Origin of the sequence: Promicromonospora sp. NPDC050880, assembly GCF_044456525.1 — a bacterium.
Classification (GTDB): domain Bacteria; phylum Actinomycetota; class Actinomycetes; order Actinomycetales; family Cellulomonadaceae; genus Promicromonospora.
In genome coordinates, this window is record NZ_JBITFV010000002.1 from 105,499 (window position 1) to 121,896 (window position 16,398).

Annotated in this window: 18 protein-coding genes and 1 riboswitch; of the genes, 8 read left to right on the forward strand and 10 right to left on the reverse strand. The window is 74.6% G+C overall.

What is annotated here, in order from left to right; all coding sequences use genetic code 11:
- Positions 1-2 precede the first annotated feature (2 nt).
- The gene (locus tag ACIBBF_RS04345; protein WP_397410875.1) at positions 3-1,160 is read right to left on the reverse strand and encodes a VanZ family protein; all 1,158 of its coding nucleotides are present in this window, start codon (positions 1,158-1,160) and stop codon (positions 3-5) included.
- Positions 1,161-1,327: 167 nt separating this feature from the next.
- On the opposite strand from ACIBBF_RS04345, the gene ACIBBF_RS04350 reads away from it, so the two are divergent.
- Genes ACIBBF_RS04350 through ACIBBF_RS04365 form a run of 4 tightly spaced genes read left to right on the forward strand, consistent with a single transcriptional unit; the run spans position 1,328 to position 5,443 of the window.
- Positions 1,328-2,323, forward strand: coding sequence for a 2-keto-3-deoxygluconate permease (locus tag ACIBBF_RS04350; RefSeq protein WP_397410877.1), 996 nt, complete (start codon positions 1,328-1,330; stop codon positions 2,321-2,323).
- Entirely contained in the window at positions 2,320-3,537 is a 1,218-nt protein-coding gene (locus tag ACIBBF_RS04355; RefSeq protein WP_397410879.1) for a four-carbon acid sugar kinase family protein, read from the forward strand. Before ACIBBF_RS04350 ends, ACIBBF_RS04355 begins: the two co-directional genes overlap by 4 nt.
- Positions 3,534-4,565, forward strand: coding sequence for a 4-hydroxythreonine-4-phosphate dehydrogenase PdxA (gene pdxA, locus ACIBBF_RS04360; RefSeq protein WP_397410881.1), 1,032 nt, complete (start codon positions 3,534-3,536; stop codon positions 4,563-4,565). Before ACIBBF_RS04355 ends, pdxA begins: the two co-directional genes overlap by 4 nt.
- A 2-nt stretch (positions 4,566-4,567) precedes the next feature.
- Positions 4,568-5,443 carry a GntR family transcriptional regulator gene (locus ACIBBF_RS04365; protein ID WP_397410883.1) on the forward strand — a complete coding sequence of 292 codons (876 nt, stop codon included), beginning with the start codon at positions 4,568-4,570 and terminating at the stop codon, positions 5,441-5,443.
- Here the strand turns inward: ACIBBF_RS04365 and ACIBBF_RS04370 are convergent.
- On the reverse strand, positions 5,425-6,342 hold the full coding sequence (locus ACIBBF_RS04370) for an alpha/beta fold hydrolase (RefSeq protein WP_397410885.1): 918 nt from the start codon (positions 6,340-6,342) through the stop codon (positions 5,425-5,427). The two genes, ACIBBF_RS04365 and ACIBBF_RS04370, sit on opposite strands and share 19 nt — an antisense overlap.
- Positions 6,343-6,382: 40 nt before the next feature.
- On the reverse strand, positions 6,383-6,697 hold the full coding sequence (locus tag ACIBBF_RS04375; RefSeq protein WP_397410887.1) for a DMT family transporter: 315 nt from the start codon (positions 6,695-6,697) through the stop codon (positions 6,383-6,385).
- An 11-nt stretch (positions 6,698-6,708) separates the two neighbouring features.
- A riboswitch (guanidine-III (ykkC-III) riboswitch) is annotated at positions 6,709-6,772 on the reverse strand.
- Between the two features lie 75 nt (positions 6,773-6,847).
- Here ACIBBF_RS04375 and ACIBBF_RS04380 point away from each other — a divergent pair.
- Positions 6,848-7,498, forward strand: a complete 651-nt coding sequence (locus ACIBBF_RS04380; RefSeq protein ID WP_397410889.1) for a DUF1345 domain-containing protein — start codon at positions 6,848-6,850, stop codon at positions 7,496-7,498.
- Between the two features lie 61 nt (positions 7,499-7,559).
- Here the strand turns inward: ACIBBF_RS04380 and ACIBBF_RS04385 are convergent, their stop codons facing one another.
- From ACIBBF_RS04385 to ACIBBF_RS04395, 3 genes are read right to left on the reverse strand one after another with little or no spacing between them, the layout of a single operon-like run.
- The gene (locus ACIBBF_RS04385; RefSeq protein ID WP_397410891.1) at positions 7,560-8,678 is read right to left on the reverse strand and encodes an NAD(P)-binding domain-containing protein; all 1,119 of its coding nucleotides are present in this window, start codon (positions 8,676-8,678) and stop codon (positions 7,560-7,562) included.
- 57 nt (positions 8,679-8,735) lie between these two features.
- Positions 8,736-9,287 (reverse strand): TetR/AcrR family transcriptional regulator, encoded by a 552-nt coding sequence (locus ACIBBF_RS04390; RefSeq protein ID WP_397410893.1) that lies wholly within the window; start codon positions 9,285-9,287, stop codon positions 8,736-8,738.
- Between the two features lie 17 nt (positions 9,288-9,304).
- Positions 9,305-9,886 carry a sugar O-acetyltransferase gene (locus tag ACIBBF_RS04395; protein ID WP_397410894.1) on the reverse strand — a complete coding sequence of 194 codons (582 nt, stop codon included), beginning with the start codon at positions 9,884-9,886 and terminating at the stop codon, positions 9,305-9,307.
- Between the two features lie 59 nt (positions 9,887-9,945).
- On the opposite strand from ACIBBF_RS04395, the gene ACIBBF_RS04400 reads away from it, so the two are divergent.
- Both ACIBBF_RS04400 and ACIBBF_RS04405 read left to right on the forward strand, forming a co-directional pair.
- A complete protein-coding gene (locus ACIBBF_RS04400; protein WP_397410896.1) occupies positions 9,946-11,154 on the forward strand; it encodes an MFS transporter in 1,209 nt (402 codons plus the stop codon).
- 43 nt (positions 11,155-11,197) lie between these two features.
- Positions 11,198-12,358, forward strand: a complete 1,161-nt coding sequence (locus tag ACIBBF_RS04405) for an ROK family protein (protein ID WP_397410898.1) — start codon at positions 11,198-11,200, stop codon at positions 12,356-12,358.
- Positions 12,359-12,365: 7 nt separating this feature from the next.
- Here the strand turns inward: ACIBBF_RS04405 and ACIBBF_RS04410 are convergent, their stop codons facing one another.
- Both ACIBBF_RS04410 and ACIBBF_RS04415 read right to left on the reverse strand, forming a co-directional pair.
- Complete coding sequence (locus ACIBBF_RS04410; protein ID WP_397410900.1) at positions 12,366-13,133, reverse strand: DUF899 family protein; 768 nt, start codon at positions 13,131-13,133, stop codon at positions 12,366-12,368.
- Positions 13,134-13,190: 57 nt separating this feature from the next.
- The gene (locus ACIBBF_RS04415; protein WP_397410902.1) at positions 13,191-13,847 is read right to left on the reverse strand and encodes a TetR/AcrR family transcriptional regulator; all 657 of its coding nucleotides are present in this window, start codon (positions 13,845-13,847) and stop codon (positions 13,191-13,193) included.
- Between the two features lie 75 nt (positions 13,848-13,922).
- Here ACIBBF_RS04415 and ACIBBF_RS04420 point away from each other — a divergent pair, with 75 nt between their 5' ends.
- Positions 13,923-14,882 carry a zinc-binding dehydrogenase gene (locus tag ACIBBF_RS04420; protein ID WP_397410904.1) on the forward strand — a complete coding sequence of 320 codons (960 nt, stop codon included), beginning with the start codon at positions 13,923-13,925 and terminating at the stop codon, positions 14,880-14,882.
- Positions 14,883-14,886: 4 nt separating this feature from the next.
- On the opposite strand, the gene ACIBBF_RS04425 is transcribed toward ACIBBF_RS04420, so the two are convergent.
- Positions 14,887-15,801: an alpha/beta fold hydrolase gene (locus ACIBBF_RS04425; protein WP_397410906.1), complete on the reverse strand. Its 915-nt coding sequence runs from the start codon at positions 15,799-15,801 to the stop codon at positions 14,887-14,889.
- Positions 15,798-16,385 carry an AAA family ATPase gene (locus ACIBBF_RS04430; RefSeq protein ID WP_397410908.1) on the reverse strand — a complete coding sequence of 196 codons (588 nt, stop codon included), beginning with the start codon at positions 16,383-16,385 and terminating at the stop codon, positions 15,798-15,800. Before ACIBBF_RS04430 ends, ACIBBF_RS04425 begins: the two co-directional genes overlap by 4 nt.
- Positions 16,386-16,398: the final 13 nt, after the last annotated feature.

A 16,398-nucleotide genomic window follows, 5' to 3' on the forward strand; every position in this document is an offset into this window, starting at 1 on the left:
GCTCAGCGGGCCGTGACGGCCGCGGCGGGTTCCGGGGACCGCGCGTCCACGAGCCGGTAGGGCGCCACCCGCCCGGAGAGCCCGCGCCGTCCGGCACTGAACAAGACCGCGACCACCAGCACGGTGGCGACCAGCGAGCTGAGGCCGTCCGCCCAGGTGAGCCCGCCGACGTCGAGCATGGTGGCGGCGTCGGCGAGGGTCTGCAGCAGGCCCCAGAGCGCTCCCCCGGCGAGCCCGCGCCGCAGGCGGGCCCCGGCCCCGAGCCGTGCGCCGCCGTCGGGCCCGGGTGGGACGACGGCGAGCCAGACGGTGCGCTGGCCCAGCGACTCGCCCCCGCCGGTGACCAGCGGCAGGCCGAAGACGAGCACCCAGGCCAGCACGCTGGTGCCCAGCCACAGCAGGGGCGTGTCCGCCGGGACGGTGCCCACCGTGAGGTAGGACGCCAGGCCCCAGCCCATGGCCAGGACGCCGCCCAGCACGCCGAACGCGGCGGCGTCGACCAGCATGCCGAGCCAGCGCCGCCAGACCGTCACGGGTCGCGGTTCGCCGCGGGTGGCGGCCAGGGCACGCGCCCCGGGCATCCAGCGCAGCACCCAGGGCGCCACGAGCGCCCCGAGCACGCCGCCGAGGGTGTTGGTGAGCAGGTCGTCGACGTCGGCCAGGCGGTAGGAGCAGGGGACGACGCCGAAGATGCCGGTGTACTGCACCGTCTCGATGAGCAGGGACGCCGCCAGCGCCGATGCCGCGGAGGCGAGCAGTCCCCGGCCCAGGTAGCGGCGCACCAGGATGCCCCAGGGCACGAACAGGACGACGTTGAGGACGCCCTGCAGCACCGAGATGTCGCGGACCGCCGCACCGAGGGACATGCCGGCCGTGCGCTCGCGGACGTCGGCGACGATCTGGAGCGGGCGGAGCTGGGCGCCGTCGTACCCGTACTGGGCGCACCATGCGGCCAGGTCGCCACTGGGCAGGGGGAGCAGGGTGTAGGCCAGCAGCGCGGTGCCGTAGACCGCGAGCGCCGCGGCGCCGACGAGCCGGACCAGGTTGATGGCCCCGTACCGCCGTACCTGGAGCACGAGGATCGGCACGAGGAGGGCGACGAAGAGGCCGGTCCCGAGGGGTACGCCCACTCGGGCCGGCCAGGTCCACACGTCGGTCACCCGGTCACGCTACGGGCCGGGACTTGCTCGCGCTCGCGCAGTGGCGTAACTTCGTCCGTACTTTCTTGTCCTAACAATTACGCCGCCATCGCGGGCGGCGTACGAACGAGAGGTTCGCCATGGATGCCGGGCACTCACCGAAGTCACCCGTCCCCCTCTACGACTGGATGAACAGGATCCCGGGCGGGCTGATGCTCGTGCCGCTCGTGCTCGGCTCGGTCGTGGGCACCTTCTTCCCGGGCTTCCTGGAGCTCGGCTCCTTCACGACCGCCCTGTTCAAGGACTCGGCGCTGCCGCTCATCGCGGTGCTCATCTTCGCCACGGGCATGCAGATCACGGCCCGCACGTCGGGCCCCGTGCTGGCCGCGACGGGCACGCTGCTGCTGACCAAGTCCCTGATCCCGGCGGCGCTGGTGGCGCTGGCCGGTCACTTCTTCGGGATCGAGGGCTTCCTCGGGGTGTCGATCCTGGCGCTCATGGCCACGGTCGACAACAGCAACGGCGGCCTCTGGCTCGCGTTCACCGGCAAGTACGGTGACGAGCGGGACCGCGGCGCCTACATGGCCTCGGCCCTGAACGACGGCCCGTTCATCTCGATGCTGTTCCTCGGTGCCTCCGGCCTGGCGGACATCCCCCTGACGGCGTTCCTCGCCGCGATCATCCCGCTGCTGCTCGGCTTCGTGGTCGGCAACCTTGACCCGCGCTGGACCGAGATCATGCGGCCGGTGCCGAACATCGTGATCCCGTTCTTCGCGTTCGCCCTGGGCACCGGGATCGACCTGCGCGACGTGGTGACCGGCGGCGCGAGCGGCATCCTCGTGGGCGTCTTCGCGGTGCTGCTGACCGCCGCCCTGACCTATGCGGGCTACCGGTTCATCCTGCGGCGCGGGGTGCGGTCCGGCATCGCCATCGCCTCCGCGACCACGGCCGGCAACGCCGTCGCCACGCCCGCGATCATCGGTGGCGTGGACCCGTCGTTCGAGCCGTACGTGGCGGTCGCCACGGCGCAGGTCGCCTCGGCCGTCCTGGTCAGCGCGATCCTCGCCCCGCTCCTGGCCACCATCGTGCTCAAGCGCCAGGGCGGCCTGGCCCCGGCGGACGACGCCGAGCCCGTGGCGGTCCCGGCCGGCGACGGGCACGGCGAGGGACGGGGCACCGCATGAGCCAGGACACCGTCGGGGTCGTCGCCGACGACCTCACCGGAGCGGGCGACTGCGTGGTGCAGTTCGCCCGCGCCGGGTGGCGCAGCCACCTCGTGCTGGGCACCCGGCCGCCCGCGGACGAGCGGACGGCGGTCGCCGTCGTCACCGACGCCCGCCCCCTCGACGACGACGCCGCCGCCCGCGCGACCGCCGGTGCCGTGCGCGGGCTGATGTCCGCCGGGGCCGGCCGGCTCTACGTGAAGATCGACTCGACGATGCGCGGCAGTGTGACCGGGCAGGTCGCCGGCGCGCTGACCGCGTGGCGCGCCCAGCACCCGGCGGCGTTCGCCGTCGTCTGCCCGAGCTATCCCGCGCTGGGGCGCACCGTGCGTGAGGGCGTGCTGCTCGTGGACGGCACGCCCGTCGCCGGGACGGCGGCCGGGCGCGACCCGGTCACGCCGGTGCGTGAGAGCGACCTGACCAGGCTCCTGCCCGGTGCCGTCCGGGTGCCGTCCGGCGGCGACGCGAAGGACCTCGCCGTCCGCCTGGCCGACGCCGGCCGGGACGGGGGCACCGTGGTCGTGGACGCCACCGAGGACGCGGACCTGGGCGCGCTGGCCGAGGCGGTCGCGCTGCTCGGGCCGGTGGCGGTGCCCGTCGGCTCGGCGGGCCTCGCGGCGGCGCTCGCCCCGCGCTGGGGCGACGGCACCGCGGCACCCGAACCGCCCCGGACCGGCGCGGAGCGGGTGCTGGTGGTGCTCAGCTCGCTGCACGAGGTGTCCCTGCGGCAGGCGGACGAGCTGGTCCGCGCCGAACCGGGGACGCAGGTGCACACCGCGGACGCCGAACCGCGCACAGCGGCGCCCGAGGTCGGCCGGCCCCGCACGGTCCTGGTCCGGACCCCGGAACCCACCGGCACCGGACGCGAGCACGCCGCCCGGGCGGCGGACGCCCTGGCCGAGCTCACCGCCGCCGTCGCGACCAGCTCCCGCCCCGACGCCCTCGTCCTCATGGGCGGCGACGGCGCCCGCGCCGTCCTCGCCCGGCTCGGTGCCCGCAGCGTGCGGGTCGTCGGCTCGGTGGCCGAGGGCGTACCGCTCGGGCACATCGAGGGCGGACCCCTCGACGGCACCGCCGTCGTGACCAAGGCCGGTGGTTTCGGCACCGCCCGGACCGTCGTCGACGTCCTCGAGAACCTGAGATCGTACTCTTCCCACCAGGAGGTAAACCCTTGAGCATCCCCACCCTCGCCGTCACCCTGGGCGACGTCGCCGGCATCGGCCCGGAGATCACCGCCAAGGCCCTGCTCGGCCACGACGACCTGCGCGCGCGCTGCGTCCCGGTGGTCGTGGGCGACGCCGACGCGATGCACCGTGCCGTCTCGGCCATCGGCGGCGACCCGGCCGCGGTGCACGTCATCGCCACCCCGGCCGAGGCCACCAACGCGCCGGGCACCATCGAGCTGCTCCAGACCGGCCCGTCGCTCGGCGACGTGCCCCTCGGGGAGCTCAGCCCCGCGGCCGGCGACGGCGCCTACCGGTTCGTCGTCGAGGCGTGCCGCCTGGCCCGCGAGGGCCTGGTCGACGGCATCGTCACCCCGCCGCTGAACAAGGCCGCGATGCACGCCGGCGGGCACAGGTGGCCGGGACACACCGAGCTGCTCGCGCACGAGTTCGGCGTCAAGAACTTCAGCCTGGTGCTCTCCGCGGGCGACCTCTACTTCTTCCATCTGACCACGCACGTGTCGCTGCGGCAGGCGATCGACGACGTGACGCCCGAGCGCACCCGCGACGTGCTCGACCTGGCCGGCGCGTTCACCGCCGCCCTGGGCCGCCCCGACGAGCCCATCGGGCTGGCCGGCCTGAACCCGCACGCCGGCGAGAACCGGCTGTTCGGCGACGAGGACGCCGACGTGCTGGCGCCCGCGGTCGAGGCTGCCCGGGCCCGGGGCATCAACGCCCACGGCCCGCTCCCGGCCGACGCGCTCATCCCCGCCGCCGTCAAGGGGAAGTGGAACATGGTGGTCGCCTGCTACCACGACCAGGGCCACGCCCCGTTCAAGGCCGTGTACGGCGACGACGGCGTGAACATCACCGTGGGCCTGCCCGTCGTGCGCGTCTCGGTGGACCACGGCACGGCGTTCGACATCGCCGGCCAGGGCATCGCCCGCGAGGCCAGCCTCGTGCTGGCGATCGAGCGGGCCGCCGAGCTCGCGCCCGGCTGGGACCACGTCTGGCAGACGGCGCAGAAGAGCGCGAGCTGACCATGACCCTCCCCGGCCCCGACGGCACGCCCCTGCACCGGCGGCTCGCGGGCGAGCTGCGCGCCCAGATCCTGGGCCGCGCGCTCGCACCCGGCGCCCACGTGCCCACCGAGGCCGAGCTCCAGGAACGCTACGGCGTCTCGCGCTCCGTGGTGCGCCAGGCGCTGGCCTCGCTGGAGCAGGAGGGTCTGGTGGAGCGCCGCCGCGGACGCGGCACCACCGTCCGGGAGCGCGGGGAGCTGCACCGCCTGGTGCAGCGCGTCCCGGGTCTCTCCACCCAGGTGGAGGACGGCGGGGTGCACGTCAGCACCCAGGTCCTGGAGCTCGGCCCCGAACCGGCCTCCGAGGCCACCGGCGTGCTCGGCTCTCCCACCGTGCTGCGGATGCGCCGCCTGCGCAGCACCGACGGCGAGCCGCTGGCCGTCATCGAGACCTGGCTGCCCGCCGAGTTCGGCGACCTGAGCGCCCAGGAGCTGACCGACGCCTCCCTGCACGCGACCATCCAGCGCCGGTTCGGCACGCGCGTCGTGGCCGGTCAGCGCCAGGTCCGCGCCGTCGGGGCCGACACCGACACCGCCGAGGCCCTCCGGGTCCCGGTCGGCGCGCCGGTGCTCCTCCTGGAGGGCACCAGCACCGACGGGTCCGCCCGGGCCGTCGAGGTGTTCCGCACCTGGCACCGCGCCGACCGGGTGGTCTTCGACATCGCGGTGATCAGCGAGCCCGACACCTCGGGGCCCGGCACCCTGCCCGCCCCGGCCGGCCCGCCGGCGCCGGCGGGCGGCACGCCGGACCTCCGCGCCCGGCTCGATGCCCTCGGCCGCGAGATGCTGGACCTCGCGCGGGAGCTGGCGCTCGACGATCAGGCGACGCGGGACTGACCGCGCGGCCCCACGAGCCTCCGGGTCTCCTGCGCCACCGTCGTCCAGCACGCGGGCGGCAGGTCGTGCCCGATCCCGTCGAGCAGCACCAGCTTGGCGCCCGGGACCGCCCGCGCCACGGCACGTGCGGCGGACGTCCGGATCAGCGGGTCGTCCTCGCCGTGCAGGACGAGCGTCGGCACGGCGACGTCACGCAGCGCAGGCCCGCGCCACCGCGCCCGGAGCTGGCGACCCAGCGCGCGCGTGTCCCGCGGGCCCCGGTCCAGACCCCGCTCGATCCGGTCCCGGGCCGCGGTCTCGTCGCACGGGTTGGCGGGTGAGGCCATGCTCTTCGCGACCGCGAGCGACGCGGCGACGTCGCCCTCCCGCCCCGGCGGGAACCGCCGGGTCACCATCCGGGCGAGCAGCCCGGGACGCACGTACCGCAGCGCGGCGTACCCCTCGGCGTCGCTGGGCGGGGCGTCGCACGACACCAGGGCGAGGACCCGCCCGGGATGACGCAGCGCGAACCGCTGCGCCGCGATGCCGCCCAGCGAGTGCCCGAGCACGACCGCCCGGTCCATGCCGACGGCGTCGAGCACGGCGGCGGCGTCGTCCACGACGTCCTCCGCGGTGTACGGCGCGGGCTCGCCGGCGAACAGCCCGCTCCACGGGCCCCTCTGGCGGGGGGTGCCGAACCGGGTGGACTCCCCCGCGTCCCGCTGGTCGTAGCGGACCACGTCGAACCCCTGGTCGGCGAACGCCCGGCAGAGCCCGTCCGGCCACCAGAACCGGGAGATGGCCAGGCCCATCATGAGCAGGAGGGGCACGTCGCCACCCTGGCCGAACCGGTCGTAGGCGAGCTCGACCTCGCCGTTGCGGGCGAAGGTCGTCGGTGTCCAGGTGTCGAGGTCGGTCACCTCAGCCATTGTCGCGCCGGTCGGGACGGACCGCCCGCGGTCAGTGCGTCAGCTTGAGCCCGATGACGCAGCCGATGAGCCCGGCGATGAGCAGCACCCGGACCACGGAGACGGGTTCGGCGCCGGTGACCATCGCCCAGACGACGGTGGTGGCGGCGCCGATGCCCACCCAGACGGCGTACGCGGTGCCTACCGGCAGCTCCCGCAGCGCGAACGCGAGCCCGCCCATGCTCGCGACGAGCGCGAGGCCGAAGACGATGGTGGGGCCGACGTGGCTGAACCCTTCGGAGCGGCTCAGCGCGGTGGCCCAGACGGCCTCGAGGAGACCGGAGACGACGAGGACGATCCAGGACATGGTGTGCTCCTTCGATGCCGTCTTGTCGCACACCGGGTACGGCAACCCTCGTCCGGGAACCCTCTGGGGCTCTGCCGCCATGTTCGCACACCCGGCGCCGGTGCGGGTGGTGGCGCTGCTCACCACGGGGGCTGCTGGTTGACTGTCCGCATGACGGCGACACGGCAGGTGAGCCAGGTGCTGGACGGCCCGCACGGGCTGCGGATCGGTGTCGCCCTCCTGGTGGGCGTGCTGCTCGGCTGGCTGCTCGCGTGGGACTCCGCGGTCGCCGCCGTGCTCGGCGGCTGGGCCGGGGCGGGCCTCGTGTTCGTGGGCTGGACCGTGCTGGTGATCGTGCCCATGGACCCCGCCGCGACCAGCGAGCACGCCGTGCGCGAGGAGCCGACCCGGACCATCGCGAACCTGATCGTGCTGCTCGCCGCCGTCGCGAGCCTGGGCGGCGTGGCGGTGGCGCTCGTGGGCGGCGGGCTCGGCGAGGGCACCGTCACCATGGGCGCCGTGCTGGCCGCCGTCGTGGTCTCGTGGGCCTGCGTGCACACCGTCTTCGCGCTGCACTACGCCCGCGCCTACTACTCCGAGCCCGCGGGCGGCATCGACTTCCACCAGAGCGAGCCGCCACGGTACACCGACTTCACCTACCTGGCGGTCACCGTCGGGATGAGCTTCGCGGTCTCGGACACCGACCTGGCCTCCTCGGGGATGCGCCGCATCGCCCAGGTGCACGCGCTGCTGGCCTACTTGTTCGGCACGGTCGTGGTGGCGCTGCTGATCAACCTCGTCGCGGGTCTGGCGAACGCCTGAGCACGGCCGGGCAGGCGGCTCCCCGGAGCCGCGCTCATCGGCCACGGCCGGGAGCCTACGATCACCCACCCACGCTTCGGCTGCCCACCGGCGCCCCGAGCCGGCGCACCACCGCCGACACCGCGTCGCGTCCCGCCCGGTTGGCGCCGACGGTGGACTGCGACGGCCCGAAGCCGATGAGGTGGACGCGGGGCTCGGCCGCCACCTGCGTACCCTCCAGGGCGATGCCGCCCAGCTCGCCGCGCAGGCGCAGCGGATCCAGGTGCGTCAGGTCGGCCTTGAACCCGGTGGCCCACAGGATGGTGTCGACGGGCGTGAACGAACCGTCCGCCTCCCGCACGCCCATCGGCTCGATCGCCGTGAACATGGGGCGCCGCTCCAGGGCCCCGCGCGCCTTCGCGGCCACCGCGTACGGCGTCCAGATCAACCCCGTGTACGACACGACGCTGCCCGTGGGCCGGCCCGCGGCGACGTCGGCCATGACCTTGGCGATCGTCTCGCGGCCTACTGTCTCGGGGGTGAACTCACCGTCCCGGAACACCGGCTCCCGCCGCGTGTACCAGCGCGTGGTGGCCACGCGGGAGATCTCCTCCAGGAGCTGGACCGCCGAGATCCCGCCACCCACGACGGCCACCCGCTGCCCCGCGAAGTCCTCGGCCCGCACGTAGTCACGGGTGTGGAGCTGGCGCCCGACGAACGTGTCCTGCCCCGGGTACCTGGGCAGCACCGGGTTGGACCACGTGCCGGTCGCGTTGATGACGAACCGCGTGGTCCAGGACCCGCGGTCGGTCGTCACCACCAGGTCGCCGTCGGGGTCGTCGTCGGCCCGGTGCACCGCCACGACCTGGACCGGACGCAGGACCGGCAGGCCGAACGCCCGCTCGTAGCCGGCGAAGTAGCGCGGGACCGCGACGCGGCTGGCCTCGGTGCTGTCGACGGCGGGCTGGGCCAGCCCGGGCAGGTCGAAGATGCCGTTGACGGTCGCCATCCGCAGCGACTCCCAGCGGTGCTGCCACGCGCCACCCGGTGCCGGGTTGGCGTCCAGGACCACGTACGTGCGCTCGCCGTCCGGCTGGTCCAGCGCGCTCACGAAGCCCCGGCGCTGCAGGTGGTACGCCGCCGACAGCCCGGCCTGCCCACCCCCGACCACCAGCACGGTCGCCCGTCTCGTCTCACCCACACCAGCACCAACACCGCGCCCGGGCAGATGTTCCGGGCAGGCGCCTGGTGTGACCGATCAGGCGGGCGCCGGCGTGGTGATGCGCCGCACCGCCTCCGTCACCGTGTCCGGGCGGGGCGCCTCGGTGTCCAGGGCACGGTGGATCGTCAGGCCCTCGATCAGCGCGTCGAGCATGCGCGCGGTGACCGGGTCGAAGTGCCGTTCCAGGGCCGCCCGGGAGCGCGCCATCCACGCGTTGGTCAGCTCCCGGTAGGCGGGTTCGCGGGACGCGAGCGTGTAGAGCTCGTGGGTCAGCACGAGGTCACGCTGGGTGCCGAAGACGTCCCGCGTGATGATCGCGACCACGGCCGCCCGGGCGCTCGGCAGGTCGGTGGCCGCGCTCATCCGCTGCTCGAACCCGTCGCTGACGCTCCGCGCGAACCGGCCGAACGCCTCGCGCAGCAGCTCGTCCATGCCGGTGAAGTGGTAGGTCATCGAGCCGAGCGGCACGTCCGCCGCCGCCGCCACCTTGCGGTGCGAGACGCCGGCGACGCCCACCTCCGCGACCAGGTCCAGGCAGGCGTCGATGATGTGGTCCCTGCGGCCGGGGTCGTGCCGTCGTCCCGTCATCTCGCGGCCGGGCCCGGTCAGATCTCGCGGACGACGCGGGCCGGGTTCCCCACGGCGACGACGTTCGCCGGCAGGTCTCGCGTCACGACCGCCCCCGCGCCCACCACGGTGTTGTCCCCGATGGTCACGCCGGGGCACACGACGACGCCGCCGCCGAGCCAGACGTTGTCGCCGATCGTGATCGGCAGCGCGGCCTCCAGCTTGTCGCGGCGCGGCCCCGGCTCCACCGGGTGGGTGGGCGTCAGGAGCTGGACTCCCGGGCCGATCTGGCAGTCGGCGCCGATGGTGATGGGCGCGACGTCCAGCGCGGTCAGGTTGTAGTTGGCGAAGGTGCGCGGGCCGATGTGGATGTTCTCGCCGTAGTCCACGAACAGGGGCGGCTTCACGAAGGCCTCCTCCCCCAGGGTGCCGAGCAGCTCGGCGAGCAGGCCGCGGGCACCGGCGTCGTCCGCCACCACGGCCCGGTGGTAGGCGTCCGCGAGCGCCACGGCGCGCCGGGCACGGCGCTCGATCTCGGGGTCGTCGGCGATGTAGAGGTCCCCGGCGACCATGCGTTCGTGGTTGGTCCGCGGGTCGCCGGCGAAGTAGTCGTGAGCCATGGGCACAGCGTACCCACCGATGTGTACGATCGTACGCATCGCGGGGTACGCTCGTGCGCATGTCTCTTGCCCCGGGCGACCGTCCAGAGCTCGCCGTCCGCCGCGCCCGTGCCGCCGTCGGCGCCCTGTTCCTGACCAACGGCGCCCTGTACGCCAACCTGGTGCCCCGCCTGCCGGAGATCAAGGCAGCGCTCGACCTGGACAACGCCTCCTACGGCCTGGCCGTCGCGGCCTTCCCGGCCGGGGCGATCGCCTCGGGTCTCGCCGCGGGCTGGATGGTGCGCCGGTTCGGCTCGGCGCGCGTCGCCGTGGTCGGCACCATCCTGACGGGAACGGGCACGCTGGCGGCGGGGCTCTCGCCGACGTTCGCGCTCCTGGTGGCCGCGCTGTTCCTCGGCGGGGCGTCGGACTCGGTCACGGACGTCGCGCAGAACAGTCACGGGCTGCGCGTGCAGCGCCGGTACGGGCGGTCGATCATCAACGGCTTCCACGCCGTGTGGTCCATCGGCGCCGTGCTGGGCGGGTCCATGGCCGCCGCGGCGATCGCGGCCGGCCTGCCGCTGGACGTGCACCTCGGCATCTCGCTGGCGATCTTCGCGGTCGTGGCGCTCGTGGCGTTCCGGTTCCGCCTGCGGGGCGCCGACGACGACGCGGCCGACGACGCGCACGGTCCCGCGGGCGCCGGTGCGCGCGGCGTCGGCCTGAGCGCGCGCACCGTGGCGATCCTCGCGGCGCTCGTCCTCATCGGCATCGGCGGCGCCCTCGTGGAGGACGCGGGCAGCTCCTGGGCGACTCTCTACCTCTCCTCCGGGCTCGGTGCCCCGGCAGCGCTGGCCGCCACCGGGTACGTGGCACTGGTGGGTGCCCAGACGGTGGGGCGGCTCCTGGGCGACCGGCTCGTCGACCGGTTCGGGCAGCGCACGGTCGCCTGCGCCGGCGGCGTGGTCATCGCGCTGGGCATGGGGCTGGCACTGGCCTGGCCCACGGTGCCGGGCACGATCGCGGGGTTCGCCGCCGCGGGCCTCGGCTGCGCGACGCTCATCCCCGCCGCCATGCACGAGGCCGACGAGCTGCCCGGCCTGCGCCCCGGCACCGGCCTGACCATCGTGTCCTGGCTGCTGCGGCTCGGCTTCCTGCTCTCCCCGCCGCTGGTCGGGCTGGTCGCCGACGCCGTCGGGCTGCGCACCGGCCTGCTCGTGGTGCCGGTCGCGGGTGTGCTGGTCGCGGTCCTGTCCCCGGTCCTGGCCCGCCGGATGCCCCGCCGCTGACGGCGGCCGCACCGGTGTGGGTGGTGAGGGCTAGGGTCGGGTCATGCCAGCGAGACCACAGGCACCGGCGCTGAGCCCGGCGGCGACGCGCGTCTTCCAGCAGCTCGTCATGTCCGGCGACGCCTCGCGCACCGCCCTGGCCGGTGACACCGGCCTGACCCCGGGTGCCATCACCCGCGCCGTGCGGCCGCTGCTGGAGGCGGGCCTGCTGGACGAGTCGGGCGACCGGGTGTCCAGCGAGGGCGCCCTGGGCCGGCCCGCCACGATGGTGACGGTGCGGGCGGGGGCGCACCAGGTGATCGGCGTGAAGATCACGGCCGACCAGATGTTCGGCGTCGTGGCCGACCTGCGCTGCCAGGTGCTGGACGAGGTCACGGTGCCCGTCCCCGACCTGCGCCCCGAGGCGGTCGTCGACCAGGTCGCGGAGCTCGCCACGCGGCTGCGGGAGGGCCGGCCCGAGGTGGGGGGCATCGGCCTGGCGGTCTCGGGCGACGTCGACGCCGCGACGGGCCACGTGGCCTACTCACCGTTCCTGGGCTGGCGCGACGTGCCCCTCGGGGAGCAGGTGGCCCGCCGCACGGGGCTGACCACCACGGTGGAGAACGACGTGCGCGCGCTGCTCACGGGCGAGCGCTGGTACGGCGTGGGCAGGGGACTGTCCTCGCTCGCGCTCGTCACGGTCGGCACCGGCATCGGGTGCGCGCTGCTGGTCAACGGTCAGGTGGTGCACGGCAGCTTCGGCGTGGCCGGCGAGGTGGGGCACGTGCTCGTGGATCCCGAGGGTCCGCTGTGCCACTGCGGCAACCGCGGGTGCGTCGAGGCGATCGCGGGATCCGCGGCCATCCTGTCCCGCGTGGCCGACGCCGGGCTGCGTGCGGCGAGCGTCGGCGAGGTCGCGGAGCTCGCGCGCGCCGGCCAGCCCGACGCCGTCCGCGTGCTCACCGACGCCGGCCGCGCCATCGGCACCGGCATCGCCACGATCGCGAACCTGCTGGGCGCCCAGCACATCCTCATCACGGGCGAGGCCCTCGGCAGCGACTACGACGTCATGGACCCCCACGTGCGCGAGGCGTTCGAGGAGCGCGCCTTCGGGTCGGCGGCGAAGTCGGGCATCGAGCTGCGTCCGCTGCGCTTCGTGGACTGGGCGCGCGGCGCGGCGGCGTGCTCCGTCGAGCACTTCGTGACGCACTTCGGGCGGTCGTGACAGGTCCTCAGTGCCGGTGCTCCGGGGCCTCGACCGGCGTGGCGCCCGGTCGGCCCCACTGCGGCACGGGGCGCCGGGTCGGCCCCCAGGTGGCGTTGCCGTCGGCGTCGGTGGCCCAGTACCAGCACGACTCGCGGCCCTGCGGCCATCCGTCCGGCACGTCCTCCCAGGCCTCGCCCCGGCCGTACGGCGTCATGTCGAGCAGCCCGAAGATGCCCGCGGCGGGCTCGTTGCCACGGCCCGTGGTCCGGTAGGTGAGGTACACGTGGTCGCCGTCGCGCAGGAAGCACGCGATGTGCCCCATGTCGACGCCGATCGGCGCCTCCAGGTCGCGGACCGAGTACCAGGGCTCGGTGTAGCCCATGAACTCGAGGAACGGAACGACCTCCGCCCAGGGCCCCTCGGTCAGCATCGCGAACGAGACACCGCGCGCCGCCAGGTAGGGCGCCGACCGCTGGATGTGCCAGGCATTGATGGTGCAGCCCGGGCACTGACCGGCGACGGGCTCGCCGTCGTGCCACATGTGCTGGTAGACCACGAGCTCGTCGCGCCCCTGGAACAGGTCGACGAACGGCACGGCGCCGTCCGGCCCGACCACCCGGACCGTCCCGTCGAGCTCCGTCATCGGCAGCCGGCGACGAGCGGCGGCGAGCGCGTCGCCCGCGCGGGTGTGGGCCTTCTCCTGCTCCAGCAGCTCGTCGCGCGCCGCCTGCCACGCGGCCCGGTCGACGACCCGCGGGCGGGCGGGCCTGGTGACAGTGGGGTTCTCGGTCATGTCGGGCTCCTGTCTCGTTCGTGCGTCACCCTCACCGACGACGAGCCGGTGCCGGACTCATCGGCCCCCGACCCGGAGGCCCTCACCGGTACGCGCCAGGTGTCCGGCCAGCGACGCCGGGCGCGGCAGCGGCTCGTTCGCCCCGGACGCGCGGAACGCCTCGACGGCCAGGGCGGCGAAGCGGCGCGCCGCCACGACGGTGCGGGCCGACGGCGTCGCGGCCAGGCCCCGGCCCGCCAGCAGGACGAGCACGAGGTCGTCGAGCACGAAGTCGGCGCGCAGCTGCCCGGAGGCCTGGGCTCGCCGCGCCAGTCCCCCGAGCATCGTCAGCATCTCGGTGCGGTGCTCGGTGAACGCGTCGGCGCGCGGGTACTCCCCCATGAAGGCGTCGACGAACCCCTGGTTCCCGACGTTCAGCACGCTGATCCGCTCGACCACCGAGGTCAGGCCCCGCCACGGGTCGGGGTCGGCGCTGCCCTCGGCCACGATGCTGCGGCACGCCCGCAGCTCGTCCGCGAACACCGCCTCCAGGAGCACCTGCCGTGCGGGGAACCGGCGGTACAGGGTGGCGGGCCCGACGCCGGCCCGGCGGGCGACCTGCCGCATGGTCACCTCGAGCCCGTGCTCGGCGTACAGCGACCGGGCGGCCGCCAGGATCCTGTCGCGGTTGTCCTGGGCGTCGGAACGCAGCTTGTGGGGCACTGTCTCGGCCATGTCTCTCACTTTCTCCAACCGGACGCAGGCGTCCGTTAGCGTCGCCACGGTAGCGCAACGAGCAAGGAGAGAACGATGCGAGCAGTACGGATCGAACGGTTCGGCGACGCGAGCGGCATGACGGTCGGCGAGGCCCCGGAGCCCGTCCCCGGACCCGGTCAGATGGCCGTGACGATCGAGGCGATCGGCGTGGGCGGTGTCGACGCCGTCATCCGGCGGGGAACGATCGGCGGCATGGGCTTCGAGCCCGGCCTGATCCCCGGCAGCGAGGTGGCGGGCACGGTCACGGCCGTCGGCGCCGGGGTCGACGACTCCTGGGTGGGCCGCCGCGTCTGGGCCTTCACCGGCCTGGGCGGCGGCTACGCCGAGCAGGCGGTGGCGGCGGTCGACGACGTGACCCCGCTGCCCGCGGGCCTCTCGCCCGTCGACGCGGTGACGCTGGGGAGCTCGGGGCCGGTGGCGCACTTCGCGCTGGCGCACGCACACCTCGCGCCCGGGGAGTCGGTGCTCGTGCGGGGTGCGGCCGGGAGCATCGGCGTCGCGGCCGTGGAGCTCGCCGCCCAGGGCGGGGCGAGCGCGGTGGCGGTGACGACGTCGTCGGCCGAGCGGGGTGAGCGGCTGCGGGGGTTCGGCGCCACCCATGTGCTCGACCGGTCCGGCGCAGGCCCGGGCTCCCCCGCCACCTACGACGTGATCGTGGACATCGTCGGCGGCCCGGACATCCCGGAGTTCATCGACCGGCTCGCACCGAACGGACGGATGGTCGTGGTCGGTGCGATCGCCGGCATGCCGCCTGCCGACTTCGGGGAGCGGCTGATCGGCTCGTTCCGGCGCTCGCTCTCGTTCGCGACGTTCAGCCTGGACACCGTGCCGGTGCCGGCCCGGAACGCCGTCCGGGCGGAGCAGCTCGCCGCGGCGGCCCGCGGTGACCTGCACGCGGTGGTGCACGACGTGCTGCCGCTGGACCAGGCCTCGACGGCGCACCAGCTCATGGACGACGGGGTGGTGTTCGGGAGGGTGGTGCTGGTGCCGTGACGCCTCAGGCTCGGGCGACCAGGTCCCTGAGCTCGTGGATGATGTCAGGCCACAGCTCCGCCGGCAGGGTGTGCCCCACGCCGGGATAGAGGCGCAGCACCGCGCCGGGTATCTGCCGGGCGACGTAGCGCCCGGCAGATACCCGGATGAGGGGGTCGCTCCCACCCACGATCACCAGTGCCGGGACACGGACCTCGGACAGCGGCGGCAACCGGAACGTCCGCGCGGTGGCGGTCTGTCGTTGTGCGGAGCGGGGGTCGCGGGGGCTGCGTTCGTGGCTGATCGTCGCCGCCTCACGCGCCCACCGCTCCGGGAACGGGTAGCCGGGCGAGGAGAGCGCCCGGTAGACCTCGACCAAGAGCTCGACCGGCCCGTTGCGGGCCAGTGTTCGCCCTGTCAGGGCCAGCCGTGTGAGAGCACCCGGGCGCAGGTAGGTGAGCGTCCGGAGCGGACCGGCCGTCACGGGCGGCCCCATGGCGCTGACCAGGGACCGGACCCGCGACGGGCGTGACAGCGCCAGGGCTTGCGCAAGACCGGCACCCATGGAGGCACCCAGGACGTGCGCCGAGGGCCAGCCGACGGCGTCGAGCACCGCCTCGATGTCGTCCAGCATGTCGGCGCCCGTGTACGCGGGAGTGGTGCCGCCCAGCAGCACCCGCACCGGGTGCTGCCGGGTCCGCGAGTCGAAGTGCGTGGAGAGTCCGGTGTCGCGGTTGTCGAACCGGACGACGGCGAACCCCGCCTCGACCAGCTGTGCGCAGAACTCGTCCGCCCACCAGACCATCTGGAAGTCCAGCCCCATGATCAGGAGGAGAGGTTCGGCCGAGGTCAGGTCACCGAACGTCTCGTAGGCGATGGAGACGTCGCCGTGGCGGGCGTAGCGGACCGCTGAGGGGCGCCGGTACGAGGACTGGCTCACCCGGGTGAGGGTAGCGCGCGGTGCACGACCGCCCGCCGCGCCGCCTCCGCCACGATCAGGTCGGCGGTCTCCTCGGGCGTCTGGTCACCCGAGTCCAGCCACCAGCCCAGGCCGCCCAGCTCGCGACGCTGGTTGCGCGCCAAGGGCGCGACGTCGTAGTCCACGCGGGTCTCGACGGCGCGGGTCGCGTTCCGGTGACGGGCCACCTCCAGCGGCGGGCACAGCACGACCAGCATCAGCGGCCGGGCGTGCAGGCGTCCGGCGATGAAGTCGAGCTCCTCCCGGGTCTCGACCACGGAGTCGGCGACCGGAGTGAAGCCTGCCGCGGCGAAGTTGTCCGCCACAGAGCACAGGTTCACCATCCGGAGGCGGAGCTGCCGCTGCCCCTCCGGCCCGGGATTCCAGCGGCCGCGCTCGTCGAGCATGTTCGCCCGGCCACTCATGAGCATCAGGCCGAACACGTCGCCGTCCACCTGCGCGGCACGAGGCAGCCGCTCGGCCACGAGCCGGGACACGGTCGTCTTGCCCGCGCCGGGGGTGCCGGTGATCAGCAGGCAGCCCGGCAGGGTCTCGTGATGAGCCATGCCATCAGCGTGG